Origin of the sequence: uncultured Paenalcaligenes sp., assembly GCF_947630565.1 — a bacterium.
In the GTDB taxonomy this organism is placed as follows: Bacteria; Pseudomonadota; Gammaproteobacteria; order Burkholderiales; family Burkholderiaceae_B; genus Paenalcaligenes; species Paenalcaligenes faecalis.
The window spans coordinates 1-18,969 of the sequence record NZ_CANRIC010000005.1; the positions used below are offsets into that span (position 1 = coordinate 1).

Annotated in this window: 19 protein-coding genes; 12 read left to right on the forward strand and 7 right to left on the reverse strand. The window is 47.1% G+C overall.

The features are described 5' to 3' along the window. On the reverse strand, positions 1–242 hold a 242-nt coding region (locus Q0Z62_RS01845; RefSeq protein WP_298050423.1), incomplete at its 3' end, for a DUF815 domain-containing protein. Between the two features lie 189 nt (positions 243–431). Here Q0Z62_RS01845 and ispB point away from each other — a divergent pair. The 5 genes from ispB to Q0Z62_RS01870 all read left to right on the forward strand — a co-directional run bounded on the left by ispB (position 432) and on the right by Q0Z62_RS01870 (position 5,831). Further along, positions 432–1,397: an octaprenyl diphosphate synthase gene (ispB, locus tag Q0Z62_RS01850; protein ID WP_298050335.1), complete on the forward strand. Its 966-nt coding sequence runs from the start codon at positions 432–434 to the stop codon at positions 1,395–1,397. An 8-nt stretch (positions 1,398–1,405) separates the two neighbouring features. Beyond that, positions 1,406–1,921, forward strand: coding sequence for a molybdopterin-guanine dinucleotide biosynthesis protein B (mobB, locus tag Q0Z62_RS01855; protein WP_367180496.1), 516 nt, complete (start codon positions 1,406–1,408; stop codon positions 1,919–1,921). Positions 1,922–1,943: 22 nt separating this feature from the next. Next, on the forward strand, positions 1,944–3,170 hold the full coding sequence (gene gltS, locus Q0Z62_RS01860) for a sodium/glutamate symporter (protein ID WP_298050336.1): 1,227 nt from the start codon (positions 1,944–1,946) through the stop codon (positions 3,168–3,170). A gap of 219 nt (positions 3,171–3,389) precedes the next feature. Beyond that, positions 3,390–5,039 carry a methyl-accepting chemotaxis protein gene (locus tag Q0Z62_RS01865; protein ID WP_269901201.1) on the forward strand — a complete coding sequence of 550 codons (1,650 nt, stop codon included), beginning with the start codon at positions 3,390–3,392 and terminating at the stop codon, positions 5,037–5,039. Between the two features lie 30 nt (positions 5,040–5,069). Beyond that, positions 5,070–5,831: an IclR family transcriptional regulator gene (locus tag Q0Z62_RS01870; RefSeq protein WP_298050337.1), complete on the forward strand. Its 762-nt coding sequence runs from the start codon at positions 5,070–5,072 to the stop codon at positions 5,829–5,831. A gap of 3 nt (positions 5,832–5,834) precedes the next feature. Here Q0Z62_RS01870 and Q0Z62_RS01875 read toward each other — a convergent pair whose 3' ends face one another. Beyond that, positions 5,835–7,265 carry an FAD-binding oxidoreductase gene (locus tag Q0Z62_RS01875; protein WP_298050338.1) on the reverse strand — a complete coding sequence of 477 codons (1,431 nt, stop codon included), beginning with the start codon at positions 7,263–7,265 and terminating at the stop codon, positions 5,835–5,837. Between the two features lie 195 nt (positions 7,266–7,460). On the opposite strand from Q0Z62_RS01875, the gene Q0Z62_RS01880 reads away from it, so the two are divergent. From Q0Z62_RS01880 to Q0Z62_RS01890, 3 genes are all read left to right on the forward strand, one after another. Beyond that, the gene (locus Q0Z62_RS01880) at positions 7,461–8,474 is read left to right on the forward strand and encodes a TRAP transporter substrate-binding protein (protein WP_298050339.1); all 1,014 of its coding nucleotides are present in this window, start codon (positions 7,461–7,463) and stop codon (positions 8,472–8,474) included. Positions 8,475–8,536: 62 nt separating this feature from the next. Then, positions 8,537–9,016, forward strand: coding sequence for a TRAP transporter small permease (locus Q0Z62_RS01885; protein ID WP_269901204.1), 480 nt, complete (start codon positions 8,537–8,539; stop codon positions 9,014–9,016). Further along, the gene (locus Q0Z62_RS01890) at positions 9,013–10,296 is read left to right on the forward strand and encodes a TRAP transporter large permease (RefSeq protein ID WP_298050340.1); all 1,284 of its coding nucleotides are present in this window, start codon (positions 9,013–9,015) and stop codon (positions 10,294–10,296) included. The genes Q0Z62_RS01885 and Q0Z62_RS01890 overlap by 4 nt, the downstream gene beginning before the upstream one ends. Before the next feature lie 55 nt (positions 10,297–10,351). Here the strand turns inward: Q0Z62_RS01890 and Q0Z62_RS01895 are convergent, their stop codons facing one another. Both Q0Z62_RS01895 and Q0Z62_RS01900 read right to left on the reverse strand, forming a co-directional pair. Then, the gene (locus tag Q0Z62_RS01895; protein ID WP_298050341.1) at positions 10,352–11,146 is read right to left on the reverse strand and encodes an exodeoxyribonuclease III; all 795 of its coding nucleotides are present in this window, start codon (positions 11,144–11,146) and stop codon (positions 10,352–10,354) included. Positions 11,147–11,222: 76 nt separating this feature from the next. Continuing rightward, a complete protein-coding gene (locus Q0Z62_RS01900) occupies positions 11,223–12,020 on the reverse strand; it encodes a class III extradiol ring-cleavage dioxygenase (RefSeq protein WP_298050342.1) in 798 nt (265 codons plus the stop codon). A gap of 114 nt (positions 12,021–12,134) precedes the next feature. Here Q0Z62_RS01900 and pyrE point away from each other — a divergent pair, with 114 nt between their 5' ends. Then, entirely contained in the window at positions 12,135–12,800 is a 666-nt protein-coding gene (gene pyrE / locus Q0Z62_RS01905) for an orotate phosphoribosyltransferase (RefSeq protein ID WP_298050343.1), read from the forward strand. A 107-nt stretch (positions 12,801–12,907) separates the two neighbouring features. On the opposite strand, the gene gatB is transcribed toward pyrE, so the two are convergent. From gatB to gatC, 3 genes are read right to left on the reverse strand one after another with little or no spacing between them, the layout of a single operon-like run. Next, positions 12,908–14,362: an Asp-tRNA(Asn)/Glu-tRNA(Gln) amidotransferase subunit GatB gene (gene gatB, locus Q0Z62_RS01910; protein ID WP_298050344.1), complete on the reverse strand. Its 1,455-nt coding sequence runs from the start codon at positions 14,360–14,362 to the stop codon at positions 12,908–12,910. Then, a complete protein-coding gene (gatA, locus tag Q0Z62_RS01915) occupies positions 14,362–15,879 on the reverse strand; it encodes an Asp-tRNA(Asn)/Glu-tRNA(Gln) amidotransferase subunit GatA (protein ID WP_298050427.1) in 1,518 nt (505 codons plus the stop codon). Before gatA ends, gatB begins: the two co-directional genes overlap by 1 nt. Before the next feature lie 5 nt (positions 15,880–15,884). Beyond that, positions 15,885–16,193 carry an Asp-tRNA(Asn)/Glu-tRNA(Gln) amidotransferase subunit GatC gene (gene gatC / locus Q0Z62_RS01920; protein WP_269901211.1) on the reverse strand — a complete coding sequence of 103 codons (309 nt, stop codon included), beginning with the start codon at positions 16,191–16,193 and terminating at the stop codon, positions 15,885–15,887. 215 nt (positions 16,194–16,408) lie between these two features. Between gatC and Q0Z62_RS01925 the strand changes: the two genes are divergently transcribed. The 3 genes from Q0Z62_RS01925 (at position 16,409) to mreD (ending at position 18,964) form a co-directional block, all read left to right on the forward strand. Then, positions 16,409–17,452 (forward strand): rod shape-determining protein, encoded by a 1,044-nt coding sequence (locus Q0Z62_RS01925; RefSeq protein ID WP_269901212.1) that lies wholly within the window; start codon positions 16,409–16,411, stop codon positions 17,450–17,452. A gap of 68 nt (positions 17,453–17,520) precedes the next feature. Continuing rightward, the gene (mreC, locus tag Q0Z62_RS01930) at positions 17,521–18,396 is read left to right on the forward strand and encodes a rod shape-determining protein MreC (protein WP_269901213.1); all 876 of its coding nucleotides are present in this window, start codon (positions 17,521–17,523) and stop codon (positions 18,394–18,396) included. Beyond that, on the forward strand, positions 18,389–18,964 hold the full coding sequence (gene mreD / locus Q0Z62_RS01935) for a rod shape-determining protein MreD (RefSeq protein WP_269901214.1): 576 nt from the start codon (positions 18,389–18,391) through the stop codon (positions 18,962–18,964). The genes mreC and mreD overlap by 8 nt, the downstream gene beginning before the upstream one ends. The last annotated feature ends 5 nt before the right edge of the window (positions 18,965–18,969 follow it).

Sequence of the window (18,969 nt, forward strand, 5' to 3'; positions counted from 1 at the left end):
ACAAAATTAGCGGTATTACGGGTAATGGTTTCTTTTTGCTGCTCAATATGTTGCAGATCGTCTGGGCTAATAGTAGCAATATGCTTAACGGCATCTAACCAACCACGCGCACCGCGTCTACGCCAAATAAAAGCAGGCGCATCCCAGTCTATGGCCGGAGGTGCAGGGGGGAGATAAGCCTCTAACTGTTCTAGTACGCGCTCTGCACGTTGGATTAAATGGGTTAAATCGTAAGTCAAAATTTTCTCCGCTTGCTTAACAAAAGCACTATTATGCTCAATTGACGTGGTTTTTTTGCCGTGGTGTTTTTTATTTAGTGACAAATTCGGCTTAAACGTCACAACACCGTATAATTATCCCTTTAGCCTTGGCTTTTACCAAGCCAACTAGGTTTATTTACCAAATTGGTATTTTTTAGTTCGGAACGCGCTTTGAATCTCCCAAATCTAATGAACCCTATTGCTGATGACATGAAAGCCCTTGATGCGGTAATCCGCGGGCGTCTGAATTCTGAGGTCGTCTTAATTCGCACCATCGGGGAATATATTGTGGGCGCGGGTGGCAAAAGAATGCGCCCCGCTATGTTGTTATTGATCGCCAACGCTTTAGGCTATAAAGGCACACATCATCATCTATTAGCTGGCGTGGTTGAATTTATTCACACGGCGACATTATTACATGATGATGTGGTGGACGAATCAGACCTACGTCGCGGACGCAGTACGGCGAATGCTGTCTTTGGTAACGCTGCCAGTGTATTAGTGGGGGATTACCTCTACTCACGCTCCTTTGAAATGATGGTTGAAACCCAGTCCATGCGTGCCATGGCCGTTTTGTCAGAGGCGACAACGATAATTGCCGAAGGCGAGGTTCTACAACTGTTAAACGTGCATGATCCAGACGTGTCCGAAGACCGTTACATGCAGGTGGTACGCTATAAAACCGCGAAACTATTCGAGGCCGCAGCCCAGGTAGGTGCTATTTTATCAGGGGCCTCCCCAGAACTCGAAGACGCCGCGTGTGCCTATGGTCGTCATATTGGTACAGCATTTCAATTAATTGATGATGTGCTGGACTACAGTGGTGATGCCGAGGCATTAGGTAAAAACGTGGGTGATGATCTGCGCGAGGGCAAACCGACCTTGCCCCTGATTCGTGTTATGCAGGTGGGTACACCCGAGGAACAACAGCTGATTAAATCAGCGATTGAAACCGGTGATGCTGATTTTGAGGCCGTAGCGGCAGCAATTGCTAATACCGATGCGGTGGATTACACCCGTAAGGCGGCAGATGCCGAGGCAGATTTAGCCTTACAAGCCATTCGTCTATTTCCTGATAGTCCGTATAAACAGACATTAATTGATTTTTGTGCTGCTGCCGTTCAGCGGAATCATTAATTTCTATTATGATGCAACGAGTTTTTGGCATTGTGGGGCGTTCTGGCAGCGGTAAAACTACACTGATCGAGGCCATGATCCCCTGGTTTAGTGCTCAAGGTGTACAGGTGGCTGTTATCAAACACAGTCACCATAATTTGCAGTTTGAGCCGCCCCAAAAAGACAGCTCCCGTTTTAGGGCAGCTGGCGCGCGCGAGGTCATCGTTGCCTCGCCGTACCATTATGCGTTATTTCATAATCTACACGATCAGGATGAGCCGTTATTAGCTGATTTAGTCCAACGTATCCAAGAGGCTGATATCATCTTAGTCGAGGGCTATAGACAGGCGGACATTCCACGTCTAGAGGTTTACCGACCCTCACGAGGCATAGAGCCGGTGTACCCAACCACTGAAAATGTGGTGGCGTTAGCCAGTGACCAACCTATACCGGATCTTGGTATACCGTCATTAGACTTAAACCAGCCTACCGAAGTCGCTGCCTTTATTTTGCATTATTTGACCCAAATAGAACGCGCTCTCTAAAGGGCTAATAAGGTGTTCGCATATGGATATTCAACTTGATATGGCGCAAACGGCTGGTTTAGCAGCCGTTTTTTTGGTCATAGGCAAACTCATCAAAAACCGAGTCCCGGTTTTATCTCGCTATTTTATTCCTAGCCCCATCATTGGTGGTTTAGTGTTCTCATTGATTGTGTTGTATGGCCATCAAAGCGGCTCGTTTAGCATTCAGCTTTACACCAACTTACAAGCTTTTTTAATGACTGCTTTTTTTACTACTATCGGCTTTTCGGCTAGTTTTGAAATGCTAAAAAAAGGCGGCATAGGAGTTGTGCTGTTTTTAGGTGCAGCGGTCTTACTTTTGACCTTACAAAATGTGATTGGTGTTGGGCTTTCTGTGTTGTTGGGCCAAAGTCCACTATTGGGGCTAACAGCAGGGTCTATGTCGCTAACCGGCGGGCACGGGACGTCAGGGGCTTTTGGGCCTATCTTGGCGGCTCAAGGTGTAGAGGGAGCGTTACCTGCGGCAATTGCTGCTGCTACTTGGGGGTTGGTTGCGGGCTGTGTGATTGGTGGTCCTGCCGGGACGTACTTAATGAAAAAGTACGGTATTACTGGCCCAAGTGCCAGTGCATTACGTCAGGCTAAGGCCGCTCAGAAAAAAGAAAAAGAACAGCAAGACATTAAAAATAACACATCAGAAAAAGAGGGCGGTCTCTTTGAATCCACCATGTACTCGGTTATTTTAGTTGCTGTGTGTATGGGGGTGGGTTCGCTAATTATTGATTGGTTTGAGCAAAGAGAAATCACTTTGCCGGCGTATTTGGGCTCGATGGTAGTCGCTGCTATTGTGCGCAATATTATTGATTGGCGTGGGTATAAATTACCCATGGCTCAGATCGAGGTGATTAGTTCTGTTTCTCTAGGCTTTTTTCTCGTCATGGCATTAATGACAATGGAACTCTGGAAGCTTGCCGACGTTGCGGGCCCGTTGTTGGTAATTTTGGTTGTACAAACCGCCGTGATGTTTTTGTTCGCAACGCATATTACGTTCCGTATGATGGGCAAAGACTATGATGCCGCTGTGATGGCAGCAGGGCATTGTGGCTTTGGTATGGGGGCAACGCCCAATGCGATGGCAAATATGCAATCCTTCACCGAGGTCAATGGGCCATCAACAAAAGCGTTCTTTGTTATACCACTGGTAGGCTCATTATTTATCGACTTTTTTAACGTCGTTATTATTACTGGCTTTGTCAGTGTTTTTAAATAAAAAGAATCGCGTTATTGATTTTCAAATGGTGGATTTATCCGCCATTTGAAAATCCTTTATATGCAAAATTACATATAGATCCTGAATGCATGAACTGGTTGTTGTTTTTTGCGTAGGTTGAGTTACTAAATAATGCAAAACACGGTAGGATGTAAGGGGGGGGGCTCGTGTTTGTCCTGTTTTCTGTGATTGCTATTTTTCTCTTTATATAAAAAATCTATGTTTAGTCGCTTTAGCTTAACCCGGCGTTTCTGGGCTACAGTCTTTGTATATTGGGTGGTATTTGCCTTTGCTATGGTGGCTGGTATTTCAGGCCTCATGAAGGCTCGTGATAGTTTAAAAACTGTCCACCAAACGCAAATGGCTGCTGTAGATATGCTCAACAGCATGGTGGTCAATTTTTACGATACCCGCCTAAATATACTCTTGTCTTTCCAACACGATCCAACAAGTTCTCTCTACGAACTACATGGGCATCCCATTGAGATGCACTTGGATCTAGTTCAAGAAAACCTCCAGGAAAACGTCGAGATCCGTAAGGCTTTAGCAGATAGACCAATGAGTACACGCGAACAAGACTTGCTTCAGGACGTCGCTGCAGCGCAGACTGTGTGGGGCCAAAAAGTTCACTCCTCTTTAGATCATGTAAGGCGCGGAGAGTTCTCTCCTGCTGTCATGCAAGAATTCTTGGTAGCCGGTAGAACCGAAGGCGAGACGGTCTTAAAGGCGCTAAAAGCCATGCAGGTATACCAAAGTGAAAGCGCCAACCAAGAGGCTCAGGCCGCCGAGCAAACCTATCAGCGCATGCGTATTTTGTTTGCGTTAATTGTGTTATTTGGTGCTGCACCTGTGACCTGGTTTATGCTAATTACTTTACGTCGTATGTCTAAAGGGTTTGATGAGGCCAACGAGATGGCTCAGGCAATTGCCCAAGGTGATCTATCCCGTAAAATTAGCCCTGATGGTAATGACGAGATTACTGAACTATTACTGCAAATTAGAGCTATGCAGCAAAACTTACGCCAGCTTATCTCGCGTATCAATGGCAGTGCGGCGACGATTGCAAACGTGGCAAGTCGTGTGGCCGATGGGTCTTTGTTGTTATCCGATCGTACAGATCAACAGGCGGCATCCTTAGAGGAAACCTCTGCAGCTACCGAGGAATTAAATAGTACGGTACAGCAAAACGCAGCAAACGCTCGCGAGGCCGAGGGCATGGCAGATCAGGCAGCAGTGGTGGCGCGTCGTGGCGGTGATGCCGTGCATAATGTGGTCAGCACGATGGATGAAATCAGCGGCGCGTCCCAAAAAATCTCTGACATTGTCGGTATTATTGACAGTATTGCGTTCCAGACCAATATTTTGGCACTGAATGCTGCGGTAGAGGCGGCTCGTGCCGGAGAGCAGGGGCGTGGCTTTGCGGTCGTGGCCTCAGAGGTACGCGCGTTGGCGCAGCGCTCTGCAGCTGCTGCACACGAGGTCAAAGGCTTAGTCGATAGCTCCGTAGAGGTCGTAACCAACGGCAGTGGTCAGGTGTCCGAAGCCGGTGACACCATGACTGACATTGTCACAAACAATGAACGCATGATGGTATTGATCCGAGAAATCGCGGCAGCTAGCCAAGAGCAATCCATTGGTTTAAATGAAATCAATCAAGCCATTGCGTTGATGGACGACATGACGCAGCAAAACGTGGATTTAGTCGAACAAACCACCAGCGCATCCAGTGCCTTACGCACACAGGCTGACCAATTGGTTGATTACATTTCGGCTTTCCGCTTGGGCGACACGCTGGATCTTCAGGTCGAACAGGCAGATCATAGTGATGACGCTCGTGCTTTGCCATCACAGGCTCCGCGATTGCTGTAATTCTTTTTGTTTGTAAATGATGGTGTTGCAATGGCCGGTGAAAATTTGAATGTACGTGCTCCGAGCCAAACCTTATTGCGTGGGTTAGATATTATTGATGTGGTGGCTGATGCGCCGCTTACGATCAGCGAAATCGCCCAACGCACCGGGATGACTTATAGCACGACACATCGGATTTTGATGGCTTTGCAACAGCGTCATTTCATTCAAAGAGAACAGGATAAATATCGCTTAGGACGTAAGCTAATGGAGTTAGGTTATAGGGCCTATTCACAGGTCAACCTAACTCAACTGGCTCAGCCTATTCTTAGGCGTTTAGCCAAAAAAACCTCCGATACGGTTCATCTTTGTTATGCCGATGCGGACAATGTGATTTATTTGGACAAGATCGCTAGTCAGCGTGCCATCGAGATTCGTTCTCAGATAGGTGGAATGAATCCAATCATTATTACGGCGGTAGGTAAGGCTCTTGTCTTAGATAAGACAGTAGAAGACTGGGAGCAACTCTATCATCGGCAGTGTCATTTACTAAATCCTCAGCCCGATTTGTATGATTGGCTGCGTATGATGCATCAATATGCCCAAGGGGATTATGCACTTGATCTAGGTGAAGTCGATGTGGAGCTACGCTGTGTGGCAGCACCAGTACGTGATAGTACAGGGCAAATTGTGGCGGCAATTAGTGTGGCAAGCTTATTAAAAACAATGCCAGATGAGCGTCGATTAGAGCTGATAGAGCTAGTCCAAAGCGCCGCAGCTGAGATCAGCTGCGAGCTAGGACATACTAAATAGGTCTTAGTTAGTTAGATCAAAGACCTTACCAGGGTTCAAGATATTTTTAGGGTCTAGGGCTTGTTTGAGCGTGCGCATCAATGCGAGTTCAGCAGGGGTACGGCTGTAATGTAGCCACGGTTTTTTGTGTAAGCCAATCCCATGCTCAGCGGATACCGAGCCGCTGAATTCTGCCGTAATATCATAAAATGCTTTTTCAATGGCATATTCTGTTTTCCCATCGTCCTCAGGTAGTGGGCCTACGACTACGTGGATATTCCCATCGCCTACGTGCCCAAAGAACATGCTTTTGATCCCGGGATGATCGGTATCTAAGACGGCATTTAAGCGCTCAACGGCTTCGCCGATTCGAGAGATAGGAAAGGAAATATCAAAGTTGATCGTAGGGCTGAAGCTTTGCAATAACTCAGCGACGGAATCTCGCAGCAACCAAAAGGATTCGGCATCTGCATGTGATTGGGCAATAACGGCATCCGTCAGCCAGCCATTTTCTAGGGCGTGTTCTAATACGGCCTCAAAGCGTTCACGATCTTGTTCTGGAGACGCGCTTTGCATATCAATCAATACATACAAAGGATGCTCGCCAGCAATAGGTGCGCGAATGCCACCTACAGTCGTAGCGGATTGGTAATAATCGTGCCACATGACTTCAAAGGCGCTCACTAGGCCGGATAGCGCTTGTTGGCTGTAACGTAATAGCTTGATAACCGAGTCAAAACTATCTAGCGCAACCAAGGCTGTATTCGCACCCGTAACTTTAGGGTGTAACTTGACGACAACCTGCGTAATGATGCCTAGCGTGCCTTCTGATCCAATAAACAGATGCTTTAGATCAAAGGCAGCATTGTTTTTGGCCATTTTATTCATCATGGATAAAACGGTGCCGTCCGCTTGCACAACCTCTAGCCCTAGTACAACGTCGCGGGCCATCCCGTAACGAATGACTCGATTACCGCCTGCGTTGGTGGATAAGTTGCCGCCAATTTGACATGAGCCACGAGCACCTAAATCTAAAGCAAAAATAAAGCCTGCTTGTTCAGCGGCTTCTTGCATGACTTGTAAAGGAGTACCTGACCAAGCCGTCATGGTGGCAGAGCCAGCATCAATTTCAGTGATTCCGCTCATGCGCTCTAAGGAAAGCACAATACTATTAGCGATAGCGTTAGCACCGCCAGCTAAACCGGTCATACCACCTTGGGGTACGACGGGGTATTTGTACTGATGACATAAAGCCAGTGCTTTAGAGACTTCCTCTGTGCTGCGAGGGCGGATGACAGCTAAAGGCTGAAAGCCTTTCTCACCACTCCAGTCTTGCAGGTATTTTTCACTGATTTGTGACTGTAGCAATAATTGATCTGCGCCAAGTACGGCCTGCAGTTCAGTGATAAAGCGTTGTTCATTTTCTGTTTTGTCTGTGCTTGCGTTGCTTGTCATTTTTATTCCTTTCTCATTACTTGATAACTGCTTTCAGTTATTGAAAAAATTGTAGCATCAACTTAAAATTGATTACAGCTTTTGTACTCGTCTAGCTACGTAAATGATTTAGATGTGGCTAAAGAGAACAGGGGAGTCAGTCATATACTATGACCTATTCCTTGGGCAATGATGCCCGACTTTCGGAGACGCTTTATGCTTTCTAAACTATCAAAAAAGATTCTACATCATAGCGTTTTTGCGCTGACTGCATGTGCCTTAGCTATTGGTGTTTCTGGTACTGCCGCTGCAAATACGATTGTTTTAAAAGCCGGGCATGCCTCATCCACCACTAGTTCAGGACAGGCCGCCTTTGAGTTCTTAGGTCAACAGCTAGAGGAGAAAACGCAGGGTCGCATTAAGCTAGAGGTTTTTCCAAACTCTCAATTAGGTAGCGAGCGCGAGCTAGTTGAAAGTATTCAGCTAGGTAACGTAGATATGGCCTTTGTGTCTTCTGCGGTATTGGGTAACTTTAATAAAGAGTTCTTTGCTTTAGATATTCCTTTTCTCTTTAAGGATCGCGATAGTGTTTACCGCGTTTTGGACGGTGAAATCGGTCAAAGCCTATTAGCTAGTTTAGATAAAGTAGGTATTAAAGCCGTTTCCTTTTGGGAAAATGGATTCCGTCAGTTAACCAACAATAAAAAAGAAATTCTTTCTCCTGATGATTTGAAAGGGATGAAGATGCGCACAATGGAAAACGAAGTCCATATTGCGGCATGGAAAGAACTGGGAGCCAATCCAGCCCCATTAGCTTTTGGTGAATTATTCACTGCCTTGCAGCAAGGTACATTCGATGCGCAAGAGGGCCCCATCAATTTGTTCTATGACATGAAATTCTACGAAGTACAGAACTTCATTAGTAAAACAAATCACGTTTACTCGCCTTGGCCTTTGATGATTAACCCCGATGTCTACAATCGTTTTAGTGATGAAGACAAAGTTATTTTTGCTGAAGTCGTTAAAAGCTCCACGGATTATCAACGTGATTTAGCACAAAAGGCAGATGAAAAAGCCGTTGAAAATATGCCTAATGTGAAAATTACCGAATTAAGCCCAGAGCAATTAGCTGCATTTTCTGATCGTATGGGCCCAATTCAAGCCTTAGTTAAAAAGAAAATTGGTGCCGATATCGTTGATCGTATCGTTGCTGAAGTCTCTAAAAGCTAATTAGCAAGTCGTACTAGAGCAGAATGCAAATCGTATTCTGCTCTTTTTTCAGGGGTGTACAAATGAAATGGCTTGATCAGAACCTAGAAGAAAGTTTATTGGTATTGCTGCTGTCTATGATGTCAGTGCTAATTGGAACCCAAGTGTTTATGCGTTATGTGCTGAACGATGCGCTAACGTGGTCGGAAGAGCTAGCACGTTACTGTTTTATTTGGGCCACTTACATTGGCGCAGCTTGTGCCGTAAAACGCCATGCGCATATTCGTGTTGAGGCCGTCACAAATAAGCTTTTCCCCAATTACCAGCATCACGTCACCATTGTTGCACACCTGTTTTTTATTATTTTTGCTGCACTGGTGATGAAAGAGGGCTACGCATTAACCGTCAAGATTTTTAACTTTGGCCAAAAGTCCTCCTCATTAGGCATCCCAATGGGCTATGTCTATTTAGCCCCAATGGTTGGTTTTGGTTTGGTGGTGTTACGTTTGTTACAGCAAATCTACTATGAGATTCAAGCCATTCGCCACGGAGCAAAGCCATGATTTCTTTATTATTATTTGGTAGCTTTATTGCTTTGTTAGCGGTGAGTGTGCCGGTTGCTATTTCATTAGGTTTGGCTTCTGCCGTTGCGTTGCTTTATAGCGGTAAGGTCAGCAGTAGTTATATTGCCCAAGGCTTAGTGACATCCATTGACTCATTCCCCTTGATGGCTGTGCCATTTTTTATTTTGGCTGGCGACTTAATGGGTCAAGGTGGTCTATCACGCCGTTTATTGAATGTAGCGAATGTGTTTTTTGGTCGTTATACCGGTGGCTTAGCGATTATTGCTGTGGTGACTTGCCTGTTCTTTGCCGCTATTTCCGGCTCTGGGCCTGCAACCGTTGCTGCTATTGGCGGTTTGCTATTGCCTGCCATGGCTAAAGAGGGCTATGAAAAAGGGTATTCGGTAGGGCTGATTGCTTCAGCAGGTAGTATTGGGATTATTATTCCCCCCAGTATTCCTATGATTATTTATGCCGTTTCTGCCAACGTATCTATTACGCAGATGTTCTTGGCAGGTGTAGTACCGGGTTTATTAATTGGTTTGGCACTCATTCTGGTGGCTTACCTCAAGGCTCGTAAAGAAAAATACGTGGGCAATACAGAACGTTTTAGTGCTGCACAAAAGTGGCAAGCCATTTGGGATGCGAAATGGGCTTTATTGGTTCCCGTGATTATTCTGGGTGGTATCTATGGTGGGGTTTTTACTCCCACTGAAGCCGCTGCGATAGGCGTTATTTATGGGTTTGTTGTGGGGCTCTTTATTCATAAAGAGCTAAAACTACGAGATCTCTATAAGGTGATTGCAGAGTCGGCTTTAACCTCTGCCACCGTGATAGTTATTGTAGGTACTGCCACCATTTTTGGCCGTGTATTAGCTATTGAGCGTATTCCATTTATGATTGCGGATTATATCGTTAGCCTAACCGATAATCCCATCTTGATCCTATTGCTCATCAATATATTATTGATGTTTGTTGGTATGTTCATGGAGACATTGGCTGCAATCATTATCTTAGTCCCCATTTTGTTGCCTGTCGTGGTGGCAGTAGGGGTAGATCCCGTTCATTTTGGGATTGTGATGATTGTGAACTTAGCAGTGGGTATGGTGACACCGCCAGTAGGGGTGAATCTGTTTGTGGGGGCTAGGGTTGGCGAAACCACCCTAGAAAAAGCCTCTGTGGGCGCAATCCCGTTTATTTTAATTATGATTGTGGTGTTGCTGGTGATTACTTATATTCCAGCCATTTCATTATTTCCGTTAAAACTGATGGGCTATTAGCCTTTAACCCGACGCAGAAAAGCAAAAGGACTTCCACCCAGGAAGTCCTTTTTGATCAGGCCTTGAGCTCATAATCAATAACTAAAGGCGCATGGTCGCTATAACGGTCTTCTTTATAGACCCAAGCGTGTTTTGCTGCTGCCGCAGCACCCGGTGTAGCTATTTGATAATCAATACGCCACCCTGTGTTATTGGCCCAAGCTTGCCCGCGATTACTCCACCAGGTATAGCATTCCTCGCTATGATCTGGGTATAGGTTCCTATACACGTCGACCCAACCCATTTCCGTCATGATTTTGGTCATCCAAGCCCGTTCTTCGGGTAAAAAACCAGAGTTTTTCTTATTACCACGCCAGTTTTTTAAATCAATTTCGTGATGGGCGATATTCCAATCACCACAAATTACGTACTCTCGGCCTGTCGTTTTATGGTCGTCCATAAAAGCAGCTATCCAGTTTTCAAAATGCGCTAGAAATCGGTATTTAGCATCTTGGCGTTCATCGCCGCTGGTTCCCGATGGCAGATAAGCACTGATGACGGTTAATTGCTCATAGTCTGCGCGAATAATACGGCCTTCGGGGTCAAACTCATTGCAGCCCATACCACTATGAACGGCGCGAGGCTCCTCTTTGAGGTATAAACCTACACCACTGTAACCGGCTTTTTCGGCCAAATTAAAATGGCCGGTGTAGCCCTCAGGGTGGCGCATGGCTTCGGTCAAGTCTTTGTCTTGAATACGCACCTCTTGCATACAGACCATATCGGGTTGATGTTGAGCCAACCAGTCTGCAAATCCTTTGCGGTACGCGGCGCGTATCCCATTCATGTTTAAACTGCAAATACGTAGCACGGGCAAATCTCTAAAGTGAAGTATGAGTTATATAAGGAAAGATAGCGTATTCAAAACCACAGAGAAAGTCCACCGTTTAGCCAAATCGATAACTGGCATTTACGATACCGCTAGAGCTAGTGCTCGTTAAAATACGGCTTACTGGATCGGAGTCATAGGCGGCTCCTACCGCAGTAAATAATGGCACTAAGTGATCTTCTCTGGCGTGCGCAATACGAGCCCCAGGAGCAAAACTCCAGTTTTGCATCAGCTCTTGACGCTCTTGCGAGTCGGCTTTAAGCATCGCGTATTCTAACCACGCATCAAACTGCACCGAGGGTTGAGCGCCTTCGGGGCCCATCAGACGTAGGTTGTGATAGCTCGCTCCACTGCCAATAATTAAGACACCTTGTTCACGTAATGGTCGTAGTACCTGACCTAGTTGTAGGTGCAGTAGAGGGTCATAATTGGCATCAATAGAAAGTTGCACCATCGGTATGTCGGCCTCTGGGTACATAGCAAAGGCAGGTACAAAAGCACCGTGGTCAAAGCCACGCTCGTTATCAAGATCGGCGTGACCGCCTGCTTTAGCGATGAGCTGCTGAACCCGTAAAGCCAGATCTGGGTCTCCCGGTGCGGGATAGCGAATGTGATAGGTGTGCTCTGGAAAATTATAGTAGTCGTACACCATCGGTGGAGTCGGGTTGGCTTGGACTAAAAAGGTGCCTTGTGTTTCCCAGTGAGCTGAAATCATTAAGATCGCAGCCGGTTTGGCGGGCAGCTGGCTTGGAATCTGTTCTAAGCAACGCTGTAAGTCAGCATAGCGTACTAGACCTTGTTCCATCCAAGGCCAAGGGCCACCGCCGTGTGAAAGATAAAAAACAGGCATTGTCATAGTGTTACCTCAAAATAGATTAAATGCCGATGTAAGCTCAGCCTCACATCAGGCAAACTTTCATGTGATAATAGGCGCGTTATCTACGTAATGAATTGAATTGGAAAGTAAATCATGCCCTCTCAACGTAATGAATTTGTACGCTTTGCTTTAGACCAAGGCGTTTTGCGCTTTGGTGAATTTAAAGTGAAATCGGGTCGTCTTAGCCCCTATTTTTTTAATGCGGGCTTGTTTAACAGTGGTGCGTCTGTAGGTCGTTTGGCTCAATTTTATGCGCATGCATTGGTGGCGTCTGGGGTCGAGTTTGACATGCTATTTGGCCCAGCCTACAAAGGTATCCCCCTATCAACAGCGACCTCGGTGGCCTTGGCGAATCACCCCAGCATGGCGGGCCGCGATGTACCTTTTGCTTTTAACCGTAAAGAGGCCAAAGCGCATGGCGAAGGCGGAACCCTAGTTGGCGCCCCATTAAAAGGCAAGGTCATCATTATTGATGATGTGATTACCGCAGGGACTTCTGTTGGCGAGTCTGTGGAGATCATCCGAGCCGCAGGCGCTGAACCGGCTGGGGTACTCATTGCCCTAGATCGCATGGAGCGTGCAGGCCCTGACAATGCGTTGTCAGCCCATTCGGCAGTTCAAGAGGTCAGCAACAAGTACGGTATGCCAGTCATTAGTATCGCATCCCTGAGCGATATTATGTTCTACCTAGAGAACAATTCAGAATTAGCTGCACATCAACAATCAGTGGCAGCCTATCGCCAAAAATATGGTGTTTAACCTAATTGCTTTTTGATTAGTGAATAAATAGATCGTGCATGAAAAAACCCCAAGAAATAATTTCTTGGGGTTTTTTTTGATTATCAGCGACGTATAGCCACTACGGATTAACCGAGTTTGGATTTTAGGATGTCGGTGACTTGTTGTGGGTTAGCTTTACCTTTAGCTGCTTTCATGACCTGACCAATCAGTGAGTTAAAGGCTTTATCACGACCCGCACGGTACTGTTCCACAATATCTGGGTTGGCCGCAATGACCTCATCGACCATGGCTTCAATCGCACCGCTATCGCTGATTTGTTTTAAACCGCGTTTTTCAATAATCGCGTCCGCATCGGCAGCAGCTTCACCTTCCCACATGGCGGCAAAGACCTCACGTGCCATCTTATTGGAAATCGTATTGTCTGCAATACGTAAAATCAACATGGCAAGTTGCGCTGGATTGATTTTTGACTCTGTAATGCTGAGTTCTTCGCGGTTTAGTGCTGCGGTTAGATCTGAAATAATCCAGTTAGCGGCTAATTTAGCATGGCTGTTATTAAGAGCCGCATAGGTTTGCTCAAAGAAATCAGACACATCGCGAGAGACAGTCAATTGATTGGCGTCATAGGCATTTAGTCCTAGTTCTGCCTCAAAGCGTGCTCGTTTCTGGGCCGGTAACTCGGGCATCTCTTTTTTGACGCGCTCAATCCATTCTGGGCTGATATACAAAGGAGCTAAATCAGGATCAGAAAAATAACGGTAGTCATTTGCGTCTTCTTTGCTACGCATGCTGCGCGTTTCATCCAGATCAGCATCATAGAGACGGGTTTCTTGAATGACTTTGCCGCCATCTTCGATTAACTCAATTTGTCGGCGCACCTCGTAGTTGATGGCGCGCTCCATGAAACGGAATGAGTTAATGTTTTTTAGTTCGCAACGTGTGCCAAACTCTTTTTGACCTTTAGGGCGTACAGAGACGTTCGCATCGCAACGGAAAGAGCCTTCTTGCATGTTGCCATCACAGATGCCTAGCCACACGACTAATGAGTGCATGGCCCGTGCATAGGCAACGGCTTCGGCGGCAGAACGCATTTCTGGTTCAGAGACAATTTCAAGCAAGGGTGTACCAGCGCGATTTAAGTCTATCCCTGTGGAGGATTCGCCATGCGGGCCTGTAAAGTTTTCGTGTAAGGATTTACCAGCGTCTTCTTCGAGATGAGCTCGCGTTAAATTAATCGTATGTTCAACCTCGCCCACAAAGAGGCTGATTTTGCCACCGACCACGACCGGCAGATCAAACTGACTGGTTTGGTAGTTTTTAGGTAGGTCAGGGTAAAAATAGTTTTTACGTGCAAACACAGATCGAGGCGTGATTTCGGCACCGACAGCTAGGCCAAAACGAATGGCTTTGTCGGCGGCGGCCTCGTTAAAAACAGGCAGTGTGCCAGGTAGCGCCATATCAATAGCGGATGCCTGTGTATTAGGCTCAGAGCCAAATGCGGTGCTGCTGTTAGAAAAGATTTTTGATTTAGTTGATAGCTGGGCGTGAGTTTCTAGCCCAATCACAATTTCCCATTCCATTATTTTGTTCCTGCAATGCGTTGGTGCCAGTCGCTATGTTGTTGAAAACGGTCGGCAATAGCGAGCAACTGACCTTCGTTAAAGTAGTTACCAATGAGTTGCAGACCAATTGGCATATTCTGAGAGCTAAAGCCACACGGAGTCGACATGGCAGGTAAGCCCGCTAAGTTCACACCCAGCGTGTACACATCATTGCGCCAATCTGCGGTGGGGTCGTCATTCTGATGGTCTAGGCGTTGCGCGGTACGTGGGGCTACAGGGCCAAGAATCACGTCACATTGCTCTAGGGCTGTGCGGAAATCATTGGCAATGAGGCGACGTACACGTTGGGCTTGCAGGTAATAGGCATCGTAGTAGCCTTCGGATAACACGTAGGTCCCCGTTAAAATACGACGTACTACCTCTACACCAAAGCCTTCGGCACGACTGTTGCTGATCATGCTTTCTAGGTCAGTGTATTCAGCGGCACGATGACCAAAGCGAACACCATCAAAGCGAGATAGGTTGCTGGAGGCTTCGGCTGGGGTGATGACGTAGTAAGTAGGTACGGCTTGTTGGGTTAGCGGCAATGAGATGTCTACACGAGTTGCCCCTAACGATTCATAGAGCTGAATCGCTTGTTCTATTGCGGCTGCACTATCTGTATCTATGTTGCCAGCGAAAAACTCTTTAGGTAGACCAATACGTAGCCCTTTTAAAGGTTGTGCGGCATTGGCATCAAATTGAGTGCTGTGCTGATTGAATTGTTCTGTGATGCGCGCGCCGTCATTTTTTTGATCGCCACAGAGAGCTAGGCTAGTGGGGTCGTTTGCATCAAAGCCCACCATATGTTGAAGCATGGCTAACACATCACGGGCGCTACGAGCAATCGGGCCTGCTTGATCTAGACTGGACGCATAGGCAATCACACCAAAACGTGAAATCGTACCGTAGGTGGGCTTTAAGCCGGTAAGACCACAGTGCGCAGCAGGCTGACGTATAGAGCCTCCGGTATCGGAGGCCGTTGCCGCCATGACTAGACCCGCCGCAACAGCCGCCGCAGAGCCACCAGAGGAGCCACCAGGGGTTCGGCTGTGATCCCACGGATTTTTAATTGCGCCAAAGTAAGAGGTAGTGCTGTCTGAGCCCATAGCGAACTCATCACAATTTAATTTACCCAGTGATACCGCTCCGGCGGCGAGCAGTTGCTCTACAACCGTTGCATCAAAAGGGCTGACGTAGTTTTCGAGCATTTTGCTGCCCGCAGTAGTGCGCCAGCCTTTGGTGACGAATACATCTTTGTGCGCAATAGGAATACCAGTAAGAGCAGTTGCCTGACCGGAGGCCAAGAGGGTGTCCGCAGCATCGGCTTGGGCCAATGTCAAATCAGCGTCTACATGCGTAAAGGCGTTAATATCGCTTTGCGCCACACGATGTAAGGCGTCTTGTGCCAATTCGCGCGCACTGATTGTGCCAGCACGTAAAGCTTGACCTAAAGCAGTAAGGTCAGAGAATTCATTAAATAAAGACATAGTAATCCAGCTTATTCAATAACAGTTGGAACCAAGAACAAGCCTTCGGTTTGAGCAGGGGCATTGTTCATCAACGCATCACGTTGTTCAATGGTGTTGGTAGGGGCCGGTTCGTCAGCGCGTAAACGTAAGTTTACTTCTTGGATTGCAGCCAATGGCTGAATTAAGGGTTCAACGCCGGTAGTGTCCACGCTTTGCAACTGTTGAATCAGTTCAATAATTTGACCGAAGTCTTGTTCGGCTTGGGCAGTTTGCTCGGGTGTTAGTGCGATATGTGCTAGGTGTGCAATATGTGCGACATCTTGCTGTGTGATTGCCATAATAAAATCCCAGAGTCAGTATCAAAATTAAAAAATTGGTGCATTGCCCCCATTTTGGGGCTATTTTATTTAAAAATATAGCCTAGATGGTCTTTAGGCTGTAATTCAGTCTGAATAGACTTAAATTATAAGTTATCATTGATTGTTTCACTGTCAGGTTTTTACCGACCCCGACACCTGTTGTTTATACCCATTCTTATCTACATTGCGCACCCATGTTCGGAATTCTACGCAGTTACTTCTCTAGCGACATGGCTATTGACCTTGGTACGGCTAACACCCTGATCTACGTTCGGGGTAAAGGCATTGTACTGGACGAGCCATCTGTTGTAGCCATTCGTCACGATGGCGGCCCTAACGGCAAAAAAATCATTCAAGCAGTCGGCCACGAGGCCAAACAAATGTTAGGTCGAGTCCCCGGTAATATCGAGGCGATTCGTCCTATGAAAGACGGTGTAATTGCGGACTTTACGGTAACTGAGCAGATGTTAAAGCAGTTTATCCGTATGGTTCATCCGCGTAGCATGTTTGCGCCTAGTCCTCGGATTATTGTGTGTGTGCCGTGTGGCTCTACACAGGTTGAGCGTCGTGCCATCCGTGAATCTGCTTTAGGTGCAGGCGCAAGCCAAGTCTACCTAATCGAAGAACCAATGGCTGCAGCGATCGGTGCAGGGCTTGCCGTATCGGACGCAAGTGGGTCGATGGTGGTAGATATTGGCGGGGGGACCACAGAGGTTGCTGTTATCTCTTTAGGCGGTATGGTCTACAAAGGTTCCGTGCGTGTTGGTGGCGATAAGTTCGATGAGGCAATTATCAACTATATACGCCGTAATTACGGTATGCTTATCGGTGAGCCCACTGCTGAACGCATTAAAAAAGAAATCGGTTCAGCTTTCCCCGGTACGGAAATCCGTGAAATCGAGGTCAAAGGGCGTAATCTTTCCGAAGGTGTTCCACGTAGTTTTACCGTGTCTTCCAACGAGATCCTAGAGTCTTTGACCGACCCGTTGAACCAAATTGTCTCCGCTGTAAAAACAGGCCTAGAGCAAACACCGCCAGAACTCGGTGCTGACATTACTGAAAAAGGGATTGCCCTAACAGGTGGTGGTGCTTTAGTTCATGATCTAGACCGTTTACTCCAAGAGGAAACGGGGCTTCCAGTGGTGGTAGCAGACGATCCATTAACCTGCGTGGTGCGCGGTTGTGGCGAGGCGCTTGAACACCTAGAGAAACTAGGAGCCGTATTTATTTACGACTAATCCCTTGCCTTTCCAGTTTAAATGGCGCCAGCTTTGGCTCTCTTTGCTGGTGCTATTGATGGTCAATCATGCAAGAACAACGCTCTCTTCGGCTGTTTAGGCGTGGCCCTGCTGCCGAAGTCCGCTTAGCCGTTTTCGTCTTAGTATCAGTGGTCTTGTTGATTACTGATGCGCGCTGGACTGTGCTTGAACCAGCACGCCAAGCCATTGCTGTGGCAATCTATCCTTTCCAGCGGGTGGCGATGGCTCCTGCTGAGCTTTCGCAATATGTAGACACATGGATGAATGCGACGGCTTTGGTTCACAGCGAAAAAGAAGCCCTACAGCGTCAACGTATCGAGCTGGCACAAATTTCTACCCATGCCGCCCAGCTTTCTGTGGAAAATGAACAGTTACGTCGTTTATTGCACGTGGCGGACACGGTTACTCAGCCTGCTGTAGCGGTAGAGGTTCTGTATGAGCCTCCAAATGCCTTTAATCGTCGCCTCATTTTCAACAAAGGGGCCAGTGACGGTATTCGTGCTGGTATGCCCGTGATTGACGAAGGGGGGGTAGTAGGGCAGGTGGTGCGTGTCACGCCTTACACCGCAGAGGCTGCACTCATTACGGATGATAAGGTCTCTATTCCGGTTCAGGTTCTACGCAATGGTCTACGTCTAGTCGCCTTTGGTGGCCATGCCGCCGCAAAAATCGAGGCGCGTTACTTAACGAATGAGGTGGACCTTGAGGTCGGTGACACCCTAATTACCAGTGGGATTGGGGGGCTTTTTCCCGCGGGTTTGCCCGTTGCGGTTGTTGAAAGCATCAATTTTGATCCAGCTACCGGTTTTGCCGTAGCGGTGGGTCAACCTTTATCTCATCCAGAACGCTATCGTCATTTTTTAGTGTTGCTAGTCCAAGAATCTAAACTACACAAAGAGGACACAGAGGGGTTCAATGAGTAAGACGTCTCACTCTAAGGCTGGGAATCGCGAATACAATAGTTCGCTCAGCTCTTTGCAACCTATAGATAGCTCACCCTTTCGTGTTGTATCCAGTGGGTTCATGGTGTGGGGTTCTATCTTTGCCATGTGGATGTTGTCGCTGTTGTCATGGCGGCTCTGGCTTGTGGCTCCCGACCTTTTATTATTAGTGCTGTGCTTTTGGACCTTGCATGAGCCACGTCGGGTCAATATGTTGGCCGGTTTTTTTCTTGGGCTATTATTAGATGTACATGGCGGTGCTCTGTTAGGTGAGCAAGCCCTAAGCTACGTGCTGGCTATTTATGGGGTGGGATTATTACGTCGTCGCCTTTTGTTATTTAGCCCTCTGGTGCAGTTAATTCATTTGTTGCCTATTTGGGTGGTGGCATTGTCTGTGTCTCGGTTCGCCCATGCGTGGTTTGCCGGGGAATGGGCAGGTTGGGATTGGCTTTGGTCTGCTGTTTCTATGGCAGCGCTCTGGCCCATTGCTGACTTGCTTTTATTATTGCCGCATCGTCGTTTAGATGACGCTGACGAAAGCGCATCCTAAAACAT